14 protein-coding genes and 1 pseudogene are annotated in these 23,562 nt (G+C 71.6%); 5 read left to right on the plus strand and 10 right to left on the minus strand.

From position 1 onward, the window contains the following. A pseudogene (locus tag K7G60_RS14930) lies at positions 1-909 on the plus strand (hypothetical protein); the annotation flags it as partial. 42 nt (positions 910-951) lie between these two features. On the opposite strand, the gene K7G60_RS14935 reads toward K7G60_RS14930, so the two are convergent. Beyond that, a complete protein-coding gene (locus tag K7G60_RS14935) occupies positions 952-1,497 on the minus strand; it encodes a GNAT family N-acetyltransferase (protein WP_225801385.1) in 546 nt (181 codons plus the stop codon). Then, positions 1,494-2,237, minus strand: coding sequence for a DUF2625 domain-containing protein (locus K7G60_RS14940; protein ID WP_308081129.1), 744 nt, complete (start codon positions 2,235-2,237; stop codon positions 1,494-1,496). Before K7G60_RS14940 ends, K7G60_RS14935 begins: the two co-directional genes overlap by 4 nt. An 81-nt stretch (positions 2,238-2,318) precedes the next feature. Here K7G60_RS14940 and K7G60_RS14945 point away from each other — a divergent pair, with 81 nt between their 5' ends. From K7G60_RS14945 to K7G60_RS14955, 3 genes are read left to right on the plus strand one after another with little or no spacing between them, the layout of a single operon-like run. Continuing rightward, the gene (locus K7G60_RS14945) at positions 2,319-2,690 is read left to right on the plus strand and encodes a PadR family transcriptional regulator (RefSeq protein WP_225801386.1); all 372 of its coding nucleotides are present in this window, start codon (positions 2,319-2,321) and stop codon (positions 2,688-2,690) included. Further along, positions 2,687-3,265 carry a hypothetical protein gene (locus K7G60_RS14950; RefSeq protein WP_225801387.1) on the plus strand — a complete coding sequence of 193 codons (579 nt, stop codon included), beginning with the start codon at positions 2,687-2,689 and terminating at the stop codon, positions 3,263-3,265. Before K7G60_RS14945 ends, K7G60_RS14950 begins: the two co-directional genes overlap by 4 nt. Before the next feature lie 59 nt (positions 3,266-3,324). Then, the gene (locus K7G60_RS14955) at positions 3,325-3,933 is read left to right on the plus strand and encodes an N-acetyltransferase (protein WP_225801388.1); all 609 of its coding nucleotides are present in this window, start codon (positions 3,325-3,327) and stop codon (positions 3,931-3,933) included. A 63-nt stretch (positions 3,934-3,996) separates the two neighbouring features. Here the strand turns inward: K7G60_RS14955 and K7G60_RS14960 are convergent, their stop codons facing one another. From K7G60_RS14960 to K7G60_RS14985, 6 genes are all read right to left on the minus strand, one after another. Continuing rightward, positions 3,997-4,431 (minus strand): VOC family protein, encoded by a 435-nt coding sequence (locus K7G60_RS14960; protein WP_225801389.1) that lies wholly within the window; start codon positions 4,429-4,431, stop codon positions 3,997-3,999. A gap of 57 nt (positions 4,432-4,488) precedes the next feature. Further along, on the minus strand, positions 4,489-6,639 hold the full coding sequence (gene helR / locus K7G60_RS14965) for an RNA polymerase recycling motor ATPase HelR (RefSeq protein ID WP_225801390.1): 2,151 nt from the start codon (positions 6,637-6,639) through the stop codon (positions 4,489-4,491). A gap of 163 nt (positions 6,640-6,802) precedes the next feature. Next, positions 6,803-7,186: a hypothetical protein gene (locus K7G60_RS14970; RefSeq protein ID WP_225801391.1), complete on the minus strand. Its 384-nt coding sequence runs from the start codon at positions 7,184-7,186 to the stop codon at positions 6,803-6,805. Positions 7,187-7,340: 154 nt separating this feature from the next. Beyond that, a complete protein-coding gene (locus tag K7G60_RS14975) occupies positions 7,341-8,912 on the minus strand; it encodes a serine/threonine-protein kinase (protein WP_225801392.1) in 1,572 nt (523 codons plus the stop codon). Continuing rightward, entirely contained in the window at positions 8,909-9,508 is a 600-nt protein-coding gene (locus K7G60_RS14980) for a hypothetical protein (protein ID WP_225801393.1), read from the minus strand. Before K7G60_RS14980 ends, K7G60_RS14975 begins: the two co-directional genes overlap by 4 nt. 73 nt (positions 9,509-9,581) lie before the next feature. Further along, the gene (locus tag K7G60_RS14985; RefSeq protein WP_225801394.1) at positions 9,582-11,630 is read right to left on the minus strand and encodes an N-6 DNA methylase; all 2,049 of its coding nucleotides are present in this window, start codon (positions 11,628-11,630) and stop codon (positions 9,582-9,584) included. Positions 11,631-11,802: 172 nt separating this feature from the next. Here K7G60_RS14985 and K7G60_RS14990 point away from each other — a divergent pair, with 172 nt between their 5' ends. After that, positions 11,803-12,504, plus strand: coding sequence for a hypothetical protein (locus K7G60_RS14990; protein ID WP_225801395.1), 702 nt, complete (start codon positions 11,803-11,805; stop codon positions 12,502-12,504). A 181-nt stretch (positions 12,505-12,685) separates the two neighbouring features. Here the strand turns inward: K7G60_RS14990 and K7G60_RS14995 are convergent, their stop codons facing one another. Both K7G60_RS14995 and K7G60_RS38850 read right to left on the minus strand, forming a co-directional pair. Next, entirely contained in the window at positions 12,686-12,955 is a 270-nt protein-coding gene (locus K7G60_RS14995) for a hypothetical protein (RefSeq protein WP_225801396.1), read from the minus strand. A gap of 5 nt (positions 12,956-12,960) precedes the next feature. Next, on the minus strand, positions 12,961-23,538 hold the full coding sequence (locus tag K7G60_RS38850; protein WP_263985919.1) for a LamG-like jellyroll fold domain-containing protein: 10,578 nt from the start codon (positions 23,536-23,538) through the stop codon (positions 12,961-12,963). Between the last annotated feature and the right edge of the window lie 24 nt (positions 23,539-23,562).

Raw genomic sequence — 23,562 nt, forward strand, 5'->3', positions numbered from 1 at the left:
GCGGCCCTCGCCGCGGCCGACGGCTGGCCCGCGTACCGCACGGACCCGGGGCTGCCCCGGGTCGCGGGCAACGATCCGCTGCTCCTGGGCGGGCAGGGCGCCGCGTACTACAGCAGCCACACCCCGGCGGTCCTGACGGGGACGCTGACCGCGCTCGGCGGCGGCTGGACCTCGCGCGGCCGGAACCTGCTGAGCCTGGACAACCCGGTGACGGACGCGCTGTTCGGCGTGGGCGCGCGGTGGCGGGACGGCGAGGTGGTCCGCACGGACACGTATCTGCCGCTCGTGACGGTGCGGCCCGCGGGCCCGCCCCCGGTCTACGGCCCGTCGCCCTTCCGCAACCAGGAACTCCTGCTCGGTGCCCGGGTGTACGGGGCTCCGCGCGCGGGCGCCTGCCCAGCCGGCACGGAGGTCTTCCTCTGGGCCCCCGACACCACGGGCACGGCCCGCCTCGGCGAGAACGCCCCGGTGCGCCTCCTCGGCGGCGGCCCGAAGCGCCGCGCGGCCCTGACCTCGCTGGGCGTCCAGCGGGTGCCCGGCCTGAAGCCGGTCCTGCCGGGGCCGGGCGAGCTGGGCTGTCTGGACCACGGCCGCCTCCGCTCGGCGGTGAAGGCCCTGCGCGCCCGCGCGGCGACCTCGGTCCGCGTCACCCCGGACGGCATACGGGCCGCCCTCCCGCCGGGCGGGGGCACGGCGGTCGTCGCGGCGCCCCGCATCGCGGGCTGGCACTGCGACGGAGCCGAACCCGTCCCGTACGGCGGTCTCCTCGCCGTCCCGGCCCGGGACGGGAAGCTCTCCTGCGCGTTCCGCCCGCCGGGCCTGCGGGCGGGCCTGGCGACGGGGGCGGCGGCGCTGGGGCTCCTGGGGGTGGTCCTGGTGCGCGTCAGGAGGAGGCGATCGCCGCGGTGACGGCCCCGCCGTCCGCGCGGCGAAGGACGCGGACGGCGTGAATCACCCGCCCGCCCCGCCGAACACGGCCTCCCAGCGGACCTCGCCGTCCTGTTCCTCGCCGGTCGGCGCCAGGCCGGCGGCGCGGGCGACGGCGGCGGAGGCCGCGTGGTCGGGGTGGACGTGGGCGACGACGGTGCGGACGCCCCGCTCCACGAGCAGCCCGACGAGCCCCTCGGCGGCCTCGCGGGCGATCCCCCGTCCCTGCCAGTCCGTCCCGGTCACCCAGGCGACCTCGGCGGTCCGCCCGCCGTCGGTGACCGTCGCCTGCACGGTCCCGGCGAGCCGGTCCTCGGCGCGGAGCCGCACCACCCAGTTGCACCAGACGACCGCCGGGTCGGGCGACCCGGCGACCAGCCGCTCGTACCGGGCGCGCAGCTCGGGCGCGGTGAGCGGGGCGCCGCCGATGAAGGCGTGGAGGGCGGGGTCGGCGAGGACCCCGGCCATCTCGCCGGCGTGCGCGACGGCGAGCGGCACGAGGTCGAGCCGCCGTGTCCGTACGGTCGCGGACGTGAAGTCCCCGGCGCCTCCCGTCCGTTCGTTCCTCATGCGCCGGGTTCCCCCAGGAAGCCCGGATCCGTCCCGTCGAACTGCCGGGCCGTCTCGCGTCCGAGCCCGAGCAGCTGCCCCAGGGGGACGACCGCGCGGCTGGTCGCGCCCAGGTCCTGGTGCGCCTCGGCGGACCACAGGGGCGGGTAGAGGCTGAGCCCCTCCCCGCCGGTGAGGCCGGGCACCTCCTCCCGCCAGCCGGGCCAGCGCAGCCCTTCGTAGAACTCCTCGGTGCCCCCGGCGAGCACCCAGGACAGCCAGGCCCCGTACCCGGCGCCGATCGCGTCCCAGCGCAGCGAGTCGGGCGCGAAGTAGACCATCTCGCCGGGCCTGCCCGGCAGTCCGGTCTCCTCCTCCGTGCCGCCCTGGATCGCGAAGGCCCCGCCGAGCACGTCGTGCGCGACGACGAGTCCGGCGGCGGGCCGCCAGGCGGGGTCGGGCTCGGCGGGGTAGCCGTTGACCCGGGCGAGGCCGGGCAGGCGCCGGTCGTTGTGGGCGGCCGGGCTGCCGTACACGCGCAGCCAGCCGTCGTCGACGAGGGCCCCGCCGGTGCGGAAGAGGAACGCGCCCAGGTACGAACGGACGGTGACCTGCGTCTGGAGGAGCGTGGCCGCCCCCTGCTCCGGGTCGGCGTCCAGCACCTCGACGGGCACCTTCGCCGTTCGCAGCTCCTCTTCGAGCAGCGGCCACGCCGGGTCCTCGACCTCGGTCAGTTCGCTCAGTCCACGCAGTTCTCGCACCTTCGCATCGTCGCACGCGCCGCTCCGTCGCCCGACGGCGCTCCGTTGCCCGACGGCGCTTCCGGAGGTATCTTGCATTGCATGGTTCCTGGCGAAGCAAGATCAGAGGCGTCCGGAAAGGTCGCCAGTCAGCTGCGCAAGGGCGTACTGGAGTACTGCGTCCTCGCCCTGCTGCGCGACGGTCCGCGCTACGGCGTCGAGCTCCTCGACGAGCTGGCCGCCGTCAGCGTCATGACCACCAGCCAGGGAACGATCTATCCCCTGCTGTCCCGGCTTCGCCGCGACGGGCTCGTCGACACCGAACTGCGCGAGTCGGCCACCGGCCCCGCCCGCCGCTACTACACGCTCACCGCGCCCGGCAGGACCGCGCTCGCCGAGTTCGCCGAGAGCTGGCCGCGCTTCCGCGACGGCGTCGACCACTTCCTGACCGCACCCCACGGAGGCTCCGCATGACCGGCACCGAACACCCCCTCGTGACCGACTACCTGGCCACGATCGAGCGGGAGGCCTCCTTCCTGCCCGCGGGGCGCCGTGAAGAACTCCTCGCCGACCTGCGCGAACACCTCGCGGTCGCCGTCGGGGAGGAGCAGGACCCGGAGGCCGTCCGCACGGCGCTCGAACGGCTCGGCAGCCCCTCGGCCATCGTGGCCGCCGCCCGCGCGGAGGAGCCCGAGACCCCGGCCGCGACCGCCGCCGCCTCCCCGAAGGCCCAGTCCCGGACGCGGAACACCGTCACCGCCGTCCTGCTCGGCACCACGGGACTCGCCGGCCTCGCCGGCTCCCTCCCCGTCGTGGCCGCCCTGATCGTGGGCCTCGTCCTGCTGTGGACGTCCGACGCGTGGGACCGGGGCACCAAGGTCCTGGCGACCGCCCTCACCCTCGCGACACCGGTCGTGGTCGCCCTCGGCGCCTTCCTCCTGGCCGCCCGCTTCGGCCCGACGGAGCTGCTCGCCGTCCTCGCCGTGGGCATCGCCCTGCCGGCCACGGCGGCGGTGCGCCTGCTCCGCACCCGGCCCGGGGCGGTCTGACCAGGGGCGGGGCCCGGAAGGGCCACCCGTCCCCCGAGCAAGATCATCACGGGTGCAGAATGACCCGTATGACCCTGTCGAACACACCGAAGACGGCCACGATCGACGACGCTCGCATGGTCGGCCGCACCCTGGCCTCCGCCTTCGGCGACGACCCGATGATGCGCTGGTTCTTCCCCGACGACGCCTCTCGCGAGGCGGGCCTCGACCGCTACTTCACGACCCTCTTCACCCGGCAGTACGGCCTCCACGGCGTCTGCGAGCGGACCGGCTCGGCCGCCGCCTTCTGGGTCTCGCCCGAGGGCGCGGACAAGGCCGTCCCCGACGCGGAGACCGTTCAGCAGCTCGTGGAGATCCTCGGCGACCGCGCCCCGGTCTTCCGGGAGGCCGTCATGGCGGCCGCCGAGCACGGGCCGACCGAACCCCACTGGTACCTCGCCGTCATCGGCGCCGATCCCGCCGCCCGGGGCCTGGGCCACGGCTCCGCCCTGCTCCGCTCGGGCCTCGCCAAGGCCGACGCGGCGGGCCTGCCGGTCTACCTGGAGTCCTCCAAGCCGGACAACCTGCCGGTCTACGAGCACTTCGGCTTCAGGGTCCGCGACGAGTTCTCCCTGCCGGGCGGCGGCCCCGTCCTGTGGTCCATGAAGCGCGACCCGCGGGGCGCCTGACGCCCGGGGCGCCCGACGCCGTTCACCGGAAGGCCCCGCCCGCGCGGGGCCTCCGGCACGTGCTCAGTCGAGGCAGAACTCGTTGCCCTCGATGTCCTGCATGTTGATGCAGGACTCGTTCTCCCCGTCGGCGTACAGCGTCTTCAGGTGCGTCGCGCCGAGCGCGACCAGGCGCTCGCACTCGGCCTCCAGGACGGCGAGGCGCTCGTCGCCCACGAGGCCCTTTCCGGCGCGCACGTCGAGGTGGACCCGGTTCTTGACGGCCTTGCCCTCGGGGACGCGCTGGAAGAGCACGCGCGGACCCGCGCCCGTGGGGTCGGAACACGCGAAGTAGACGGGCTGCTCCTCGCGCGGCAGCGACCGGTGGTACTCCGACCAGGTGGTGAACCCCTCGGGAACCGGCGGGACGACGTACCCCAGCACCTCGCACCAGAACTCGGCGAGGCGGGCGGGCTCCGCGCAGTCGATGGTGACCTGGATTTCCTTGATCGATGCCATCGGGCCACCGTAGCAAGGCGGCCCGACGGCACTCATTCCCTTTTCGGGACGACGGGTTCAGGCGCTCGTCAGGATCACCAGCCGCTGCGTCGCCCGCGTCATCGCCACGTAGCGGTCGACCGCGCCCTCGACGCCCTCGCCGAAGGACCGCGGGTCGACGAGGACGACCAGGTCGAACTCCAGTCCCTTCGAGAGCGACGAGGTGAGCGAGCGGACGCGGGGGCGCTCGCGGAAGGCGGGGGCGCCGATGACGCAGGCGACGCCTTCGGCGTTCTCGGCGAGCCAGGTGTCGAGGATCTCCTCCAGGTCGGCGACCGGGGCGTGGGTGACCGGGACGCCGTTGCCGCGGACGGACGTCGGCACGTTGGCGTCCGGGAGCGCGGCGCGGATGACCGGCTCGGCCTCCGCCATGACCTCTTCCGGCGTGCGGTAGTTGATGCTCAGGGACGTCATCTCGATGCGGTCGAAGCCGGCCCGCTCCAGGCGATCCCGCCACGACTCGGTGAAGCCGTGCCGGGCCTGGGCGCGGTCGCCGACGATCGTGAAGCTCTTCGACGGGCAGCGGAGCAGCAGCATCTGCCATTCCGCGTCGGTCAGTTCCTGCGCCTCGTCCACCACGATGTGCGCGAACGGGCCGTCGAGCGGCTCCTGTTCGGCGGCCGGCAGGGCGTCCTCGTCGATCAGGCTGTCCTGGAGGTCCTTGCCCCGCAGCATCGTGACCGCGCCCTCTCCGTCGGCGTCGGCCGCGACGATGCTGTCGATGACGCCGGCCATGCGCTCGCGTTCGGCGGCGACGGTGGCCTTGCGCCGCAGCTTGAGCCGGGCCGTCCGCGGGTCGCCGAGCCGCTGCCGGGCCGCGTCCAGGAGCGGCAGGTCCGAGACCGTCCAGGCCTGGGCGTCCGCGCGCCGCAGCCGCCTCACCTCGTCGGGGGTCAGCCAGGGCGCGCACATCCGCAGGTACGCGGGGACCGTCCACAGGTCGCCGACGAGGTCGGCCGCCTCCAGCATCGGCCAGGCGCCGTTGAGGGCGCCGGTCAGCTCCCGGTCCTGGCGCAGCGACCTGCGGAACTGCTCCTCCGGGATCTCCTCGCCGTCGTACTTGTCGAGGAGGAGCGAGACCAGGTGCTCCCAGATCTGCTCGCGGGCCTCGTTGTGCGGGGTCCCCGGCTCCACCGCGTCGAAGGCCTCCGCCCAGTCGGCGGCGGTCAGCGGGATGTCCGACCAGTGGGTGGAGACGGTCATGCCCTCGGTGGGCGGCTCCTCGTAGAACGCGACGGCCTTCTCGATGGCCATGACCATGTCCCGCGAGGACTTCAGGCGGGCGACCTCCGGGTCGGTCTCGGCCGTCGCCTTCGCGCCCTCGGCGACCAGGTCGCGCACGGTGCAGGTCCGCACGCCCTCCTCGCCGAGGCTCGGCAGGACGTCGGCGACGTAGTTCAGGTAGGGCTGGTGCGGGCCGACGAAGAGCACGCCGCCCCGGCGGTGCCCGAGGCGCGGGTCGGAGTAGAGGAGGTGCGCGGTGCGGTGCAGGGCGACGACCGTCTTTCCGGTGCCGGGGCCGCCGTCGACGACGAGGGCGCCGCGCGAGCCGGCGCGGATGATGGCGTCCTGGTCGGACTGGATGGTCGCGAGCACGTCCCTCATGCGGGACGAGCGGTTGCCGCCCAGGCTGGCGATGAAGGCGGACTGGTCGTCGAGCGCGGCGTGCCCTTCGAGGCCCTCGGCGGTGAAGACCTCGTCCCAGTAGTCCGTGATCCGGCCGCCGGACCAGCGGTAGCGGCGGCGGCTCGCCAGGCCCATGGGGGTGGCGTGCGTGGCCGCGAAGAACGGTTCGGCCGCGGGGGAGCGCCAGTCGACGAGCAGCCGGCGGCCGGTGCCGTCGGTGAGGCCGAGGCGCCCGATGTAGAGGGGTTCGGGGTCGTCCGTGCCGACCACGCGGCCCAGGCACAGGTCCAGGCCGAAGCGGCGCAGGGTCCGCAGGCGGCCGGAGAGCCGGTGGATCTCCGCGTCCCGGTCCATCGCCTCCCGGCCGATCCCGCCGGGCGCCTTCCGCTCGGCGTCGAGGCGTGCCGACAGTTCGGCGATCGTCTCGTCGAGGCACCGCGCGACGGCCGCGAAGTGCTGCTCGTCCGCGGCGACGAGCGCCGGGGCGGCCTTGGGAGAGAGGTTGCCGGAGAGGTCGAACACACCGGCAGCAAGGGACGTCATGTCGTGAATACCCCGTTTTCATACATCTTCTGGCTTCGAGCAGCGATTGTGCGCCACGGAGGGGGCCTTGCCGCAAGGCCCCCTCTGCGCTATACGTTGAAACAGCGGAAAGGGCCGGAACCCATCGGGTTCCGGCCCTTCGCCGTTCCTGCGGGGCGCGCGACTACTTCGCGGCGACCTCTTCCAGGCAGAGGACGAACTTGTCCGAGCCCAGCTGCTGCGCGAGGGCGGAGAGCTCCTCACCGCACTTGTTCACGTCGAAGGTGTCGTCGACGACCTTGACCACCTTGAACAGGTCGGGCTTGCCGGAGGAGCAGTCGACGGTGTCGACCTTGGGGTCGTTGTCGGGGCCGCTGACCGTGACGCACTCGCCGGCCTCGGCGTGCACCGGGGCCTCGCCCGTGAGGTGCGGGAGGCCGACCTTCACGGCGACGGCGATGACGATCGCGATGAGGATGCCGCCGACCTTCTTCAGGAGGGCACCGCCCTTCTTCGCGGGGGCGGCAGGCTGCTGCTCGGGAGTGAAGGGCGCGGACGGCGTCGTCATGTGGAATTCCTTGGGGGACGCGGACATGATCAGACGCGAACATTACATGCGCCAAAACCGGCAAAAAGGATCATGAAGATCCACTGCGCGATCAGTTGTCGAGTCGTGACCCTGCCGTCCCGTCAGGTTCACCACCGGCGCGCCTCCTGGCCCCTCAGGGCCGCGGCCCCAGCTGCCGCTGGTGGTCGAGCGCCCGCCGCAGATCCACCGGAAGCGGGTGATACGGACCGTAGGCGCGCTCCGCGTCGAACAGCAGCCGCTGGAGCTCCTCCTGGCCGGCCGCGTGCTCGCCCGCCGCCAGGAGCAGCAGCCCGATCCGCTGCCGGATGTCGAAGGACCGCTCCGGGTCCCGCTCGTAGTACGGCAGGACCGCCCGGAACTCCCCGAGCGCGGCGGCCGTCTCCCCCAACTGCTCCAGGCACAGGGCCGCGTCGTAGCGGAACTGCAGGAACTGCGGGTCCGCCGGGCCCGCCTCCGCGCCGCGGTCCTCCGCGAGCCGGCGCAGCTCCGGCAGCGCGCTCCGGTACTGGCCGTCGTCCATGAGCGTCGACGCGTACTGCTTGCGCAGGATCCGGACGACCGGCGACCGCTCGCCGTGCTCGGCCGCCGCGGCGGGCAGGATGGCGCCGAGCATGTCCACGGCCTGGGTGAGCGAGCCCTCCGCGAGCAGCCGCTTCACCTCGTCCACGGCCGCGGCCACGTCGGGACGCGCGGGCTGCGGCCCGCTCCCGTACACCCGGGGGTCGGTACGGGGATCGGCCCGCGGGCGCGGGGGCGCCGCCGGGACCGGCGGGACCGTCACGGCCCTCGCCGTCGCGCGGTCCGGCCAGGGCGCGTGCGGGCGCAGGAACGGCCGGGTCGGGTCCATCGGCCCCGTCGGGGCCCCGCGCGCCGGGAGCAGCGGCAGCAGGTGCTCGTACGCCTCGTGCGCGCCGGACGGCCGGGCCTGCGGGTCCTTGGCGAGCAGCCGCAGGACCAGCGCTTCGAGCGCCTCGGGGATCTCGGGCCGCAGCTGCCGGAGCGGCGCGGGCGGCTCGTACAGGTGACGGTGCAGCACGCCGAGGGCGGTGGAGCCCGCGAACGGCACGTTCCCGCTGAGGAGTTCGTGGAGCAGCACGCCCAGCGCGTACAGGTCGGTGGACGGGCCGACGGCGCCGCCCATGGCCTGCTCCGGCGCCATGTACGCCGGGCTGCCGATGGGCGAGCCGGTGTGCGTGAGCCGGGTGGTGTCCGTGTCCAGGACGGAGGCGACGCCGAGGTCGAGGACGGTCACGGTGCCGTCCGGGCGGATCATCACGTTCCGCGGCTTGAGGTCGCGGTGCACGATCGGCACCGCGTGCACGGCGGCGAGCACCGCGCAGAGCTGGGCGGCGACGCTGACCGCCCACTCCCAGGGGTACGGGTCGTGCTCGGCGAGGTGGTCGGCGAGGTCCGCGCCCTCCACGTACTGCATGACGAGGTACAGGTCGTCGCCGTCGCTGCCCGCGTCGTGCACGGTCACCAGGCCGGGGTGGTCGACCTGCGCGGTCACCCGGCACTCGCGCACGAAGCGGCGCCGCAGCTCCTCCGCCGCGGTGGCGGGGCCCGTCATGGTGGCCGGCCTGAGCAGCTTCACCGCGACCCGGCGGTCGAGGCGTCCGTCGTACGCCGTCCAGACCTGACCCATCCCGCCCTGGCCGATGACGGTGGCGAGCTCGTAACGCCCGCCGACGACCCGCCCGTTCACCTGCCGCCTTCGCCTTCCCCGGCGTGCCCGGGGTCCTTCCGGAGCAGGTCGCTCAGCTCGTCGAGCTCGGCGCGGACCTGGTCGATCCGGGGCCCCTGCCCGGCGGCCGGCCGGGGCGGCGGGGGCGCCTGGACGGGCGGGCGCGGAATCGAGCCCTGGACCGGGTGCGGCACCGTGACCTCGCCCGGCGGAGGGCCGTAGCCGGGAGCGGCGTACGGATACGGCGGCGCCCCCGCGGACGGAACCATGATCACGACCGGGGCGGGCTGGTGGTGACGGATGTCGACCACCAGGAAGTAGCAGGCCACGAGCGCCATCTGCACGAGGAGGACCACCATGCCGGCGGTGTTCATCCACGTGCCGGCGAACCGCTGCTCCAGCGGCACCACACAGGCGATGTTGAGGACCAGCTGCCCCCAGAAGAGCGCCCAGTCCCGACCGGCACGCCGCATGATCGCGATCCGCAGCATGGCGACCCAGGCGAGGAACCCCAGGGACAGGATCACCAGGACCGTGATGAGCACACGGACGGTGATCGTGGCCGCCGACGGGCCGGCGGGCCGCGGCGGTACGGGTGTGGGCACCTGGCCGTACATACGACGCTCCCCCAGACGGATGATCAGGCTAAGAGGATAGGACGGTCTTCACCGCGTCTCCACGCCCCTGTCGTCACCCGGGCTCCACGCTCCCGTCGGCGAGACCGTCGTACAGGCCCTGGACGAGCTGCTCGCCGAGGCGGACGGCGAGACGCAGGGCCTCCTCGAACTCCGCGAGGGACTTGAAGTGGGCGCCGTGGCGGCGCTGGTCGGCGAGGGGCAGCCGGGGCAACTGGAGGCGGCGCACGTCGAGCCGGGTCGCGGTCGAGGCGAAGCTGCTCGCCTGCCGGTTGTTGGCGGTGCCGCGCAGGAAACCGGCGAGGAACCAGGGGTCGAGGGCGGCCGGATCGGGCCGCAGCAGCTGGAGGTTGCGGCCGAGCGCGGCACCGGCCGTGGCCGCGTCCACGACGCGGGCCACGGAGCCTCCGCCGAGTACGGGGACGACGACATCGCCCTCGGCGACGAGAACGGGCTCCTCGGCCGGGCCGCCGCCGGGGAGGGTTCCGGAGGGGGCGCCGCCGGACAGGACGTCGTACTCGGTGAGGACGGTGACGACGTCGCCGCCCTCGGGGGCCGTGCCCGCGCCGCCGCCGCGGAGCTGGAGGGCGCCGGTACGGGCCAGTTCGCCGACGGTCGTGAGCGGGCGGGGCCCGGAGCGCGCGGGGACGGGATTCGGGGCGAGCCCCTGCGTGCGGCGCAGCGTCTCGTCCAGGCGGTCGCGGACGAGGGCGAGCTCGGGGGCGGTGCCGCCGGCGGCGGGGGCCGTCAGATAGCGGGCGGGGGCGAGGTCGACCTCGTCGTCGAGGAGTTCGATGACGGGGACGGCGCGGGCCACGGACTCCTCGCCGCCCCGGGCCGCCCAGGCGTCGAGGACCGTGTTCCGCAGGGTGGTCCAGGGAAGCTTGTCGCGGCCGGCGTCGGGGACGAGCCCGGCGGTGTCCACGAACAGGGTCTCCGCCGGGGGCCGCTGTCCGGCGCCGGGCCGGACGAGGACCCAGAGGTGGAGCGGGATGCCGTACGGGGGCGCGGCGCCGGCCGGGAGGGCGACCACGGCGCGGAGCGCGCCGCGGCGCAGGAGGTCGGCGCGGATGCGGCGGCCGGAGCGGCGGGAGGCGACGGCGGGCGGCATGAGGAGGACCGCGGTCCCGCCGTCACGGAGTCGGGCGAGGGCGTGCTGCACCCAGGCCAGCTCGGATTCCGTGCGGGCCGGGAAGCCGTACTCCCAGCGCGGGTCGTAGGCGAGCTCGTCGTGGCCCCAGGCCCGTTCGTTGAACGGGGGGTGGCACAGGACGGCGTCGGCCGCCAGGTCCGGGAAGGCGTCGGCGCGGAGGGTGTCGGCGGTGGCGCAGCGGATGTCGGCGTCGCCGTGGAGGGCCAGCCGCAGGGCGGTGAGGGCGGCCAGGTCGGGGTCGGTGTCCTGGGCGTACAGCGCGGCGGGGTGCGGGACGGCACGCAGCAGGCCGCCGGTGCCGGAGGCCGGATCGACGACGGTGGCGAGGGGGCGGCCGTCGGGGGCCGCGGCGGCGGCGAGCTCCGCCATGAGCTCGGCGAGCGGGGGCGGGGTGAGCGTGTACTGACGCGGGTTGGCGTCCAGGTGGCGGCCGAGCAGGAACTCGAAGGCCTGCCGCGCGCCGCCCAGCTCGACCGCCAGCTCGACGGCGGCGCGGAGCAGGGGGACGGCGGGGGCCGTCTCGGCCGGGGCGGGGGTGCGGACGGCCCTCGGCGCGCCGAAGCGGGCGGTGAGGACGTCTTCGAGGGCGTCGGGCAGGGCCTCGGCGAGCCGGGCGTCGGGGAGCCCGGCGAGTCCGGTCCAGGCACCCGGCCGCTCGCGGAGCAGGAGCAGGACGCAGCCGGTGTGCACGAGACCGGCGACGGTCCCGGCGGGGTGGCCGGAAAGCTGCTGCCAGACCCGCTCGCGGAGCGGCACTTCGGCGAGTTTCCCCTGGTCGCGAAGCCACTGCTCGACCTCGACGAGGGCGAAGGAAGGGCTGGTCTCCGTCCCCCCGACGGGTCGGGGGAAGTCCGCGTGACGTCGGCGCCAGTTGCTGACGGCGGCCCTGCCGACGCCCGCCAGCCGGGCGATACCGGCGGCGGTGACCTCTGTCGCGCTCTCTTCGGGCACCTGTCCGACTCCCCTCGTACGTGTGTGAACACACCGAGCTTACCGCTCACACCCATTCACGGCGTGAGCGAACTCAAATCTTGTGAACGTGGTTGACTCGGTTCACAGTCTCTGCTGTGATTGCGTCATCGAAACACGGAGTCCTCACAGCGCCCCGGAAGGTGCCACAGCCATGTCTCAGCAGCAGCAGCGCAACTGGTTCGCCCGCCACAAGGTCCTCACCGCCGCCGGCGCGGTCGTCGCGGTCGTCGTGATCGGCGCGGCGATGGGCGGGGGCGGCGACACCGACTCCCCCAAGGCCGGCGCGAAGCAGGAGCAGTCCGCGAAGCCGGGCGGCGACAAGGCCCCCGGGTCCGAGGCCCCCGAGAAGAAGGTCGTCACGATCGACGGCGACGGCGACTTCGAGGTGGGCGCGGACGTGAAGCCCGGCCTCTACCGCTCCACCGGCAACAAGGACGCCGAGTGCTACTGGGAGCGCGCCAAGAACGCCTCCGGGGACGTGGACTCGATCCTCGCCAACGACAACGTGACGGGCACCAGCTACGTCGAGATCAAGGCCTCGGACAAGCTCTTCAAGTCCACGGACTGCGGAACGTGGGAGGCCGTCGACCCGAAGGCGACCGGCACCCCCGAGACCACGCTCAAGGGCGACGGGGGCATGTTCAAGGTGGGCGTCGACATCGCCCCCGGCACGTACAAGTCCACGGGCAACAAGGACGACGAGTGCTACTGGGAGCGGTCGAAGGACGCCTCCCACAGCACGGACACGATCCTCGCCAACGACAACGTGACGGGCACGGCCATCGTCAAGGTCACCGCCTCCGACGCCTACTTCAAGTCCGCGGGCTGCGGCGACTGGGTCAAGACGGGCTGACGCCGGGCCGACGGAGCCCCGACGCCCCCGGGGAACGGAAAAGCCCCGCCGAGGTTCTCGGCGGGGCTCCCTTCTGTCACTCACACCACCCGCTCGGGCGTGCCCCGCGAGCCGCTCATGACGGAGCCCCCCGGAGTACGACTCCGGGGGGCTCCCCCTTGCTCAGGCGTTCAGGCCGACATCACTTGTCGCGATAGCCCTCCACCTGGTCGGCGATGTCCTCCAACGCCTCTGCACCGATGACCTCTTCGAGGGAATCCCCCACGAACCCACGGGCTCGGGCGAGACGGGCACGGAGGCCGTTCTCCACCACGTACTCGAGGAGAATACGGGGGTCCTGCCCGGCCCCGATGCGCGACAGGATCCTGTCGAAGGAGATCACGTACTCCTCCAGGTCGCGGAAGAGTTCGACGAACCCCTCCATCTCCACCGGAACGGTACGTGGAGCCATGCCTGTCACCTCTTCACTCGGATGTTCGTGACCGCGAGGTCACCGTCGGCGACCCACTCGGTGATTCCCATCGTCGGATTATGCCGGGACTTGACCCGCGAGGCCGGAACGTCGAACTCGAGGACGTGGTTTCCGCGACCGCGACCGATGCCCAGCTTCGACTCCGCGTCACGGGCGCTCATCGGCTTGCCCTTGGCGGGAACGAGGAACACCTTGTTCTGGTCACTCGCCCGGATGACTCCGCTTTCCACGATTCCCTTCTTTCCACGGGAATTCGTGTAGTGCCGCATCCGGACGGTCTCTTCGGGAGCGTCGTCGTCCGGCCCACACTGGTTCTTGTTGTGGACGAGGACCGACGTGTCGCCCGCGAACACGAAGTACGTGTGCAGGCCCTCGACGCTCAGGTCGTACGTGACGCGCTGCGCCGTGTACGACTTCACCTCGACGATCGCCGTCAGGGTGCCCGCACCGTTCTGGAGCTTCTGGCCGACCTTCAGGTCGCCCGCCTGCGTCCAGGAGTTGCGGGTGGACTCGTAGAACTGGTGGTGCTCGGTCGTCTGGATCGTCTTCGGACCGGCCTTCGTCGCGACGGTGACGTCGACGTAGTCACGGTCGGTCTTCGTGACGATGACCCGCTTGACCTCGTGGATCTCCTTGGTCTTCTTGCCGGGCTCGGCCGTCATGACCTTGTCCCCGACCTTGACCTTGGCGATCTCCTTGGTCGAGCCGTCCGCCAGCAGCACGCGCGTCTTGGCCGTGAAGCTGTGCGGGGTGCTGCCGCGCCGGATCGGGCAGCCCGGACCCGCCGAGGAGCCGCCGTCCGGCTCCGAGGACGACTTGGACTTCGGGCTGTTGCCCTTGGACTTCGCGCCGAACGCGCCGCCCATGACCGCGCCGATCGTGGCCGCCTTCGCGGCGCCCGCGACCGAGCAGCCCTCCTCGCTGTTCACACAGGAGGTGCCGTACTCGACGGCGCCCGCGAGGGCTTCCTCACCGGCGTTCTCGGCGATGTTCGTGCCGACCCGACCGGCCGCGCCGGAGAGCAGCTTGCCCGCGGCGCTCGCCGCGAGCCGGCCGCCCACGCCACCGGCCGCGCCGGTCACGGCGCCGATGCCGACGGCCATGGCGAAGCCGCCCAGCGTCTTCGGACCGTCGCTCATGGCGTAGCCGACCGCGTTGCCCGCCGCACCCGCGAGTGCGGCACAGCCGATCGCGCCCACGCCGGCCGTGATCGCGGTACAGCCCGCGAAGACGGCGATGCCGACGGCGACCGAGGCGATGGTCGAGGCGTGCTGCTTGACGAAGTTGGCTGTCGCCTTCGCCGCCTTCTTGACGGCCCGGCCCACCTTCTTGGCTGCCTTGACCACCTTGTGGGCGACGTTCTTGACCGCCTTGGCGACCTTCCGTACGGCCTTCTTGACGTGCTTGACGACCTTGTGGACGACACGTTTCACGCGCTTGTAGACGCGCTTGACGTATCTCTTGACCTTTCTGACGCTGTCGGCGACGTAGTGCACGGCCTTCCGGACCGCCCGCTTGGCGCGCTTCACCGCCTTCTTCACGGCCTTCTTGACGACCTTGGCGGCCTTCTTGACGACCTTGGCGACCTTCTTGACGGCCTTCTTGACGTGCTTGTAAGCCGTCTTGACGACCTTCTTGACCTTCTTCTTGACCTTCTTGACGATCTTGTCGGCCCAGCCGGGCCAGTGGCCCGTCGGGTCCACGCCCGTCATCGGGTTGTCGTTCGCGTAGGCGTAGCGGTTGGCGCCGACGGAGTCGGGCAGACCGCTGGTCGCGACCGTGTCACGGCTGTTGAACTGGCCCGTCTCCGGGGAGTACCAGCGTGCGGCCATGTTGACCTTGGCCGTGGTCGGATCCGTCCAGCCCGACTGGTAGCCCAGCGCGCCGAGCATCGTCGAGCTCTGGAGCACCTTGCCGAACGGCGAGTAGCTCGTCGAGCCGGTCAGCGCCTCGCCCGTGTCGGTGAACTGCGCCACCACGTCGGTGTGCAGGTCCGTCACGGCCAGGGCCGCGAGGGTCCCGGTCTTCACGCCGAAGAGCGAGCCGTCCGCGTCGCGGCTGTACTTCGTCACGCCGTCCGAGGCCACGTCGTTGCCGACGCCGCTGTACTGGAAGGAGTGGACCGCGGTGCCCGTCTCGTCCTTCGCGTTCAGCACCCGGTCGAAACCGTCGTACGCGTACGTCCGGTCGGCCTCCTGGATCACCCGGTTGAAGGCGTCGACCTTCATCGTCGTGACCCGGCTGGCCTCGTCCGTCACCGAGCTCAGCGTGCCGCGCGCGGTGTACGTGTAGACGCTGTGCCCGTCCGACGTGAGCCGGTTGCGGGCGTCGTACGTGTACGTGTCGCCGCCCACGCGGGTCCGGTTGCCGGACGCGTCGTAGCCGTAGGCCTCCGTCGTCGTCCCGTTGTTCCAGGAGGTCAGACGGTCGGCCCAGTCGTACGTGTAGGTGTTCGTCGACGCGCCCGCGACACCCGTCGTCGTCTTCGACGTCAGGTTGTCGTTCTCGTCCCACCCGTAGGTGAAGGACGCGAGCGTCTTGCCGGTCGGCGAGGTCACCTTGTCGCTGGTCAGGCGTTCGAGCTTGTCGTAGCCGAAGCTGCGCTTCGCCTTGCCCGTTCCGTAGTCGATCGTCGTGACGTTGTTGTTGACGTCGTAGGCGTACGTCGCCGTCGAGCCCGTGGCACCGTCGTTGACCGTCTTCAGACGGCCGGCGGTGTCGTAGCCGAAGGTCGACGTGCCCGAGGCGTCGGTCCGCGAGGTGACCGCCCCGTCGCCGTTGTAGGCGAAGGAGGAGGAGCCCGACGGGCCGTTCGCCGTCAGCAGCTGACCGCGGTCGTCGTACGTGAAGGTGTTGTCCGTCGTTCCGTCACCGGCGACGGCCGTGATCTGGTCGTCCGCGTCGTACGTGTACGTGTGGTCGACCGTGGCGGCCTCCGCACCCGTACCCGTCTGCCGCACCAGACGGCTCTTCACGTCGTACTCGAAGGAGATCGTGACCCCACCGGGGGAACGGGACTCCTTCATCCGGCCGGCCTGGTCGTAGACGGCCGTGAACGTCCGGTCCGCCAGGTTCGGGTGCGTCGGCGTCGACGGTTCGATCGTCGACTCCGGCAGGCCCCACGTGTTGTACGTGGTGAGGAACGGGTTGCCCCGTCCGTCGGTGAACCGGGTCCGGTTGCCCGCCGCGTCGTAACCGTAGGTCGTGGTGATCGACTCGGTCGCGGAGACCGGCTCGACGACCTTGGTGATCAGACCCGTCGGGTCGTACGTGAAGGTCTTCGTGTGACCGCGCTGGTCGGTCGCCGAGACCATGTTGCCGTTGCGGTCGTACACGGTCCGTCCGGTGCGCAGGACCGCGCCCGTCTCGTCCAGGTCCTCGGTCTTGATCAGCTGACCGAAGCCGTCGTACGTGTTGCGGGTGCCGGTGCCGTCGGCCTCGGTGACCGTCAGCGGCCGGCTGTCCATGTCGTACGTGAACTTCGAGACGTTGCCCGCGCTGTCCGTGGACTCGATGACGTCGCCCACGGCGTTGTACTTGTACGACTCGCTCACGCCGGTCGGCGAGACCATGCGGGACAGCTCGCCGCCCGGAGCGTTGTACTCGTTGATCGCGGTGTACGCCCGCTGGGTGGGCTGACGCACGATGTCCGTGCTGGTCAGTTCCCGTCCCAGGTAGTCGTAGGTGGTCTCCTGCCTGGCCCCGTTCGGCCGGGTGGCCGAGAGCTGGTCGCCGTTCTCGTCGTAGGTGTACCTGGTGGTGCCGCCGCCGGGCTCCGTGACCGAGGCCAGGTCGCCGAGCTGCGTGTAGCTGTAGGTGGTGCGGTTGCCGAGCGGGTCGACCTCCGCGGTCACCTGGCCGAGCTTGTTGTACTCGTTGTACGAGGTCGCCCTGATCGGGGTGGTGGCCCCGGGCGCCAGGTAGTCGGGCGAGGTCGTCGAGGACTCCTGGCCCTCGGCGTCGTACGCCGTGGTGTCGACGTTTCCGAGCGGGTCGGAGATCTCGGTCGGCTCGCCGAAGGTGTTGTAACCGGTCATCGTCACGGGACGGACGGAGACCGGGGTCCCGCCGTTCTGCTCCGCGTTGACGGCCGGCTCGGTGACCGAGGTCTGCTGGCCGACCTCGTCGTAGCCGTAGTCGGTGACGTTGCCGCCCGTGTCCGTCATGGACACCGGCAGACCGCGCTGGTCCAGCTTCCAGGTGGTGGTGCGCACCGTGCTGGTCGCGGCCGGCAGGGTGCCGCCCTTGACGGCCGTGACCTGCGCCGCGGTGAGGGCCTCCTGGTAGACCTGGACGTCGTCCAGGCCACCGAGGTGGTTCTCCGCGTACGTGCCCTTGTACCAGCGGCGGCCGAGCTGCAGCGGACCGGTGGACTCCCACGGCGTGGTGAACGCCGTCTCCTGGGCCAGGGTGCCGTTCACGTACAGCCGGATCTGCGAGGTCGCCTGGTCGTAGACACCCACCAGGTGGGTCCAGGTGTTGACCGTGACCGCGGCGGTGCCGGACGACGCCCGGACGATCACCGGGTCATAGGTGTCGGTGGCGTGCCGGTTGAACGTCCAGCCGGCGCTCGTCGAGTAGTACAGCTGGAAGCCGCTGGCCTCCTTGCCGTCCTGCGCGACGAACGTGCGGTTGGCCGCCGTCGACGTCAGCTTGACCCAGGCCGAGACCGTGAAGCTGCCGGCCGTGTTCACGACCGGGCCCGTGCTCTGGGCGTACGAGTTGGCGTCACCGTCGAAGACGGCGCTGCCGCCCCGGTCGGTGTTCCAGTGCATGCCCGTGCCGTGGCTGCCGGTGCTGTTGCCGCCGGAGGAGTCGGCGAGGCCGTAGCCCGTCGTCTCGTCCAGCTTGTAGCGCGCGACCGGGGCCGTGGTGCCGTCGTGCTCCACGGTGCCCGTGATGTTGCCCAGGGCGTCGTAGCGGGTGTCGGTCGTGGAGACGTCGCCCGTCGCCGGGTCCCGCTCCGTCTCCGTCACCACGTTGTCGTCCGGGTCGTAGCTGGTCTGCGTCGTCCGCGCGAGCCCGTTGGGGTCGAGGATCTCGGAGACCGTGCGGTCGGCGGCGTCCACCGTGAAGGTGGAGCGGGTCTGACCGTCGTTGGTGATCTGCTCGATGAGGTTGCCGGCGGCGTCGTAGGTGTTGGCCTGCTCCGTGAACTGCTTGCCGGTCTGGGGGTCCTTGCGGACCACCGTCGCCGACAGGCCGTCGTCGGTGTAGGTGTAGGCCGTGACCCAGCCCATCGCGTCGGTGATCGACGCGAGGCGTCCGGCGGGGTCGTACGCCCGGGACTCCTGGACCAGGGTGGTCGCGGGAGACGGGTTGAACGGGTCGCCGGTGTAGTTGAGCAGGTTCGTCGTCAGCGGACGCTGCTCGCCGTCGAAGGTGTAGGTGTTGACGTTCCCTTCGGGGTCGGTCTCCTTCACCTTGTTGCCGTAGGCGTCGTACTCGAACGACGTGGTGTCGCCGCCCGGGTCCGTCCTGGTCGCCATCTGGTTGTGCGCGTCGTACGTCATGGACGTCACGCGCGCCGTGTCGCCGCCGGTGAGGTCGGTGACCGTCTGGGACAGGATGTTGCCGTCCGGGTCGAAGGCCGTGGTGGTCTTCGCCTGGTGCTTGGCACCCGTGACCCGGTTGGTGACGACCGGGGTGGTCTCGGTGGTGACCTGGTCGTTCTTGTCGTAGGTCTGGCTGGTGACCAGACCGGCCGGGTTGGCGTCGGAGATCTCCGTCTTGGTGACCTGCCGGCCGAGGTTGTCGTACGTGTACTTCACCGAGGCGCCGTTGGCGTCCGTGACCTGCGCGAGGTCACCGTTGGCGAAGTAGGTGTACGTCGTCTTCCGGCCGCCGGGCGTCGTCACCGAGGCGACGAGTCCCGCCGGGGCCACGGCCGTGCCGCCCTCCGCCGCCGGGGTGGTGGCGGTGGTGTACGTCGTGGTCGCGGTCCGGCCGTTCGGGAACCCGGCGACGGGCGGCGTCGTCACGGACAGCAGGTTGCCGGCCGTGTCGTACGAGTAGCTCGTCAGGTAGGCGTTGTCCGTGGGGCCCGAGGAACGGCCGTCCCGCTCGGTGAGCATGAGGTCGTTGCGCAGGTCCATCGCCGGGAACGCGGTGGTGGAGTCCGGGTAGAACGTGAAGTACTCGGTGGAGCACTTGTTGGCCGCGGTGTTCTGGCAGGTGGTCTGGGAGACCGCGTTGCCCCGGATGTCGTGGCCGGTGATCGAGCGGTTGCCGTTGGCGTCCGTGATCGTGTGCAGGAAGCCGCCGGTGTCGTACCCGTACGTCGTCCGGTTGCCGTTCGTGTCGATCGCGGCGAGCAGGCGGTTGCCCATCTCGGCGTCGTACACGTACGTCAGCGTCTTGTCGGTCGGGTCGGTCAGCTTGACCGTCTTGACCGGGGCGATGCCGGAGGACGACTTGTAGGCGGACCAGTGGGCGGCGACGTCCGACTCGGTCAGGCCCTTGGCGTGGACCGCGACCTCGGCGATCGAACCGGTGAAGAACGAGACGTCACCGGGCGAGCTGTACCACTTGCTGAAGCCGGCGCCGAGGAACGTCCGCGACGTCGTCTGGTCGTTCGGGGCGCCGGTGCAGGACTGCTGCTTGGCGCCGTCGAGGTACAGGGTCTGCGTCGTGCCGGTGGCCGACAGGACGGCGTGGTGCCACTTGTCGTCGGTCACGGTGCCCGTGGAGCCCATCGTGGCGGCGCCGTTGCAGCTGCTGCTCCACCAGTGGCCGTGCAGCTTGTTGTCGGCTCCGACGTAGAGCAGGTCGCTCCAGCTGCCGGTGACGCCACCCGGGTTGTTCGGGGCGACGCTCTGGTCGCTCATGATGACGCCCGGCTCGGCCGTCTTGAACCACAGCTCGACCGAGCGGTCGGGCTTGGCGTGCAGCGGCCCGTACGGGATCTCCAGGAAGGAGCTGGTGCCGTCGAAGGTCGCCGCGGTGACGTCGTCCGCGCCGAAGGGGCCTTCGACGCCCTGGATGACGCTGTTGTAGGTGCCGAATCCGGTGTTGACCTGGTTCGCGGCCTGGGCCGCTCCCTGGGTGTCGTCCAGGCGCCAGTAGCCGGCCGGGGCGGAGCCCATGACGGCGGAGCGGTAGACCTGGGACGAGCCCGTGATGGTCGGCGGGTTCAGCTTCCACGTTCCGCCGTTGCCGTCGGTGGCCTGGAGGACGCGGTCGTCGGTGGTGTCGTAGAGGACCGACGCCTGGGTCTTCAGGCCCGGCGTGGTGATCTTCTGCAGCAGTCCGGCGGCCTGCGTGGCGGCCTTGTACTGCGTCGCGATCACGTCGGCCGCGAGCGGCTCGGAGTAGATGGCGACCTCGGCCATCTGGCCGTTGAAGTGCCCGAGCGTGTCGTTCGGGTTCATGGCCGGCCAGCCGTGGGTGTTCACACCCGCGCCGAGCGAGATGTACGGCTGGACCCAGTCGTTGACGGTGCCGCTGAGGGAACCGACCGCGGCGCCGTCGAGGTACAGGGTCTGTCCGTTGGCGACACCGGTCAGGACGGCCTGGTGCCACTTGCCGTCGGTGACGGTCGGGGTCGACGTGATCGTCGTCCCGCAGCCGGGCGACATCGCCAGGCAGCCGCGCAGCTTGCCGTCCGTGCCCACGTACACCGCGGGGGTGTTGTAGCGGGTGTTGGCGACCGGGTTGGGATCGCTGAGCGGCTTGTCACCGTAGTAGAAGAGGACGCCGCCCGCGGTGGACGTCTTGAACCACAGCGACACCGTCGTGTACGAGGGCGTCGCGCCGGGGGCGCTCGGCATCTCGACGTACGAGGTGGTGCCGTTGAAGGCGGCGGCCTTCTGGGTGGAGCCGGCCAGCGGGCCGGTGCCGCCCAGGGTCACGTTCTTGTACGTGCCGTTGTACTGGCCCTGGTTGGACTCGATCGCGTCGCGCGCGAGCGTGCCGGACGTCTCGCCGAGCCGCCAGTAGGCGAACGGGTCGGCGTCCAGGACCGTGGTGCGGTAGTGGTTGCCGGTCGCGTACGTGTACGTGGTGCACTTCGACCAGTCGGCCGGCGGGCAGACGCTGGCGAGCTGGTCGCCGGTGTAGCCGTACTTCCACGTCTGCGCGGTGCTCGCGTCGAGCGGGTTGGACGGGTCGGTGGCGACGGTGTCCACGTGCGGGACGGTCGCGCCGGCCGGGGTCGCCCAGGTCAGCGTCAGGTTCCGCTTGGACGTGGTGTTGCTGATCTTCGTGAGCTGCTTCGAGGTGTTGTACGTGAACGTCTCGGCGCGGCCCGCGTAGTCCTTGATGGAGGACAGCGCGTAGACACCGGTCTTCGCGGTCGGCTGCTGGAAGGCGTACGCCGTGAAGTCCTTGTCGGTCAGCTTGTAGCCGATCGGGGCGGTGGTGATCGCCTCCAGGCGGGCGTACCGGCCCAGCGGCGGCTGGAACGTGCCGTCGCTGTTGCGGCCGAAGGCGACCTGCTCGCCACCCGGGTAGGTGATGATCACGCTGGTGACCGCGCCGGTGCCGTCCTTGACCTCGGCGGCCTTCATGTCGACGATCGTCGACCAGCCGGCGCCGAAGGCGGCGTCCACGCGCGGGTCCAGGCTGTTGTACGCGCGCTCGATCTCCAGCGACGGACCGATCACCGGCACGTCGGCGTCGGTGTCGTCGGTCGTGTAGTTGCCGTCGGACGGGTCGAAGTCGTGGCCGTCGTTGTTCATCGACAGGCCCGAGGTGACCGGCGGCTGCGGCACGGCCGTGGTGAAGCGGCTGCCTTCCACGACCTCGGAGGTGCCGTCGTCGGCGGCCACGTACCAGTCGTAGTTCTTGGACCACTTCAGTTTGCCGGCGGGCACCTTCCAGCTGCTCTTGGTGATCGGGCCGGAGGTGGCCACGAGGACCGGGGTGCCGGTGGCGTCGCCGTCGTAGACCTCGAAGGTGTACGAGAGCGGGTTCGGACCGTTGTCGGCGTCGGTCGCGTAGGCGAGCAGCTCCGGCTGGAGGGTGTTGGCCTGGAAGTTCTGCGGCGGGTACTGGGCGTTGATCTGCGGCGCCGTGTTCGGCGTGTACGTCAGGTCGAGGGCCGGGCGGAAGCCGGCGGTCGCCGAGTTGTCCGAGTGGAACTTCTTCCAGTGGAGCATGTCGTTGGTCGGCGCGGTGAGCGCGAGACCGTAGTTGGCCGCGCCTCCGGCGACGTTGTTGAACCACGTCGTCGAGAGCGTGACCGGCATCCGGACGCCCACGCTCGTCGAGCCGGAGCTGTTGGAGCAGGAGGCTCCGGGCGCCGGGGTGGCGGTGCCGATGGCGGTGCCGTACGTCGGGCCCGGGTAGGACGTGACGCCGGACGGGGTCCAGGACTGGGTGACCGGGTGGACCGAGAAGGACTCGGCTGCACAGGTCGAGGACCACAGGGCGTACACGTTCAGGGTGGCGGCGGTGACCCGCTGCCCCGCGAGCGTGGTGCCCAGCGAGGAGAACTGCAGGAACGAGTTCGCCTTGTTGGTGCCCGAGTCGTACGAACCGACCTTGATCATCGTCTCGGTGGAGTGGTCCCCGCCGATCGTGTTCTGGGTGTAGGTCGAGTTCGACGCGGTCACCGTCGGGTCGACGGTGACCGGGTAGACGCGCTCGGGGGCGTCCAGCCAGGCGCGGTCCGCGGTCATCCGCAGGGCCGGCTTGCCGTCGACCTCCGTCAGCTCGTAGGTGACGGCCCGGGACCGGGCGGCGTCGCCGGAGCGCGGGTCGACCTTGGAGTCCTCCATGTACGCGTGCGGGACGGTCGCGGTGACCTTTCCGTTCGCGTCGGTGAACTCGACGTCGCCGTCGGCCGCGACCCGGGGGGTCAGGCCCTTGACGTCGAGGGGGAAGACCCAGGAGTGGGCGGCCTGCGGGGAACGCAGGACGATGTTCTCCTTGAAGCCCTCGGCCAGCGGCACGAGCTGCACGTCGGTGTCGGCCGTGACGTCCGCGTAGGTCACGGTGCCGTTCTCGTCGACGGTGGGCTCGGACGTCGCGGCGCCGCGCAGCGCGTACGCCAGGGACCGGCCGGAGCCGAAGTCCACGGACGCCAGCTGCTGGTCGGCGGCGGTCGGCGCGAACTCGACGTCGAGGGAGTTGGCCGTCTGCTGGAGCCGGCCGTCCTTGTCCTCGGTCAGGCTCGTGTCGATCCGCTTCCAGGTGCCGTCCGACGCCTTGAAGTTCGTCCGGCCGGTGTAGTGCCGGACGGTCGTCGAGCCGTCCGCGTTGCGGAAGAAGTCCGACGTGGCGGTGGACTTCTTCGCGTCACGCTTGCTGGTGCGCGCGTCGAAGCTGTTCCTGCCGCCCGGCGCCTTGCCGGTCCGGACGTCGGCCGGATCGTCGGTCTCCCGTGCGAAGGGAGGCAGTTCGCCCTTGCCCTTGCCCGGCTTGCGACCCGCCTCGCCCTCGTTGCTGGTGGACTCCGCGGAAGCCTTGTGGCTCTTGCCGCGGGCGGTGCCGCCCTGCTGGTCGGGCGTGTCCAGCGGGTTCTGGTGGAGCCAGGTCCACAGGCCCGAGAGGGACAGCTGGGGCATCTTCACCGGTTCGAGCGTGACGCCCGCGGCGACCGCCGATTCGGTGGAAACCATGAGGAACATGGATATAAGTACGGA

Source organism: Streptomyces sp. NK15101 (genome assembly GCF_020400725.1).
GTDB lineage: Bacteria > Actinomycetota > Actinomycetes > Streptomycetales > Streptomycetaceae > Streptomyces.

What these genes read in the sequence shown, in the direction of transcription:
- K7G60_RS38850 (WP_263985919.1), bottom strand. Translation starts at nt 23,538, where the DNA reads ATGGTTTCCACCGAATCGGCGGTCGCCGCGGGCGTCACGCTCGAACCG.
- helR (WP_225801390.1), bottom strand. Translation starts at nt 6,639, where the DNA reads ATGACGTCCCTTGCTGCCGGTGTGTTCGACCTCTCCGGCAACCTCTCT.
- K7G60_RS14990 (WP_225801395.1), top strand. Translation starts at nt 11,803, where the DNA reads ATGTCTCAGCAGCAGCAGCGCAACTGGTTCGCCCGCCACAAGGTCCTC.
- K7G60_RS14960 (WP_225801389.1), bottom strand. Translation starts at nt 4,431, where the DNA reads ATGGCATCGATCAAGGAAATCCAGGTCACCATCGACTGCGCGGAGCCC.
- K7G60_RS14980 (WP_225801393.1), bottom strand. Translation starts at nt 9,508, where the DNA reads ATGTACGGCCAGGTGCCCACACCCGTACCGCCGCGGCCCGCCGGCCCG.
- K7G60_RS14995 (WP_225801396.1), bottom strand. Translation starts at nt 12,955, where the DNA reads ATGGCTCCACGTACCGTTCCGGTGGAGATGGAGGGGTTCGTCGAACTC.
- K7G60_RS14955 (WP_225801388.1), top strand. Translation starts at nt 3,325, where the DNA reads ATGACCCGTATGACCCTGTCGAACACACCGAAGACGGCCACGATCGAC.
- K7G60_RS14970 (WP_225801391.1), bottom strand. Translation starts at nt 7,186, where the DNA reads ATGACGACGCCGTCCGCGCCCTTCACTCCCGAGCAGCAGCCTGCCGCC.
- K7G60_RS14950 (WP_225801387.1), top strand. Translation starts at nt 2,687, where the DNA reads ATGACCGGCACCGAACACCCCCTCGTGACCGACTACCTGGCCACGATC.
- K7G60_RS14935 (WP_225801385.1), bottom strand. Translation starts at nt 1,497, where the DNA reads ATGAGGAACGAACGGACGGGAGGCGCCGGGGACTTCACGTCCGCGACC.
- K7G60_RS14945 (WP_225801386.1), top strand. Translation starts at nt 2,319, where the DNA reads ATGGTTCCTGGCGAAGCAAGATCAGAGGCGTCCGGAAAGGTCGCCAGT.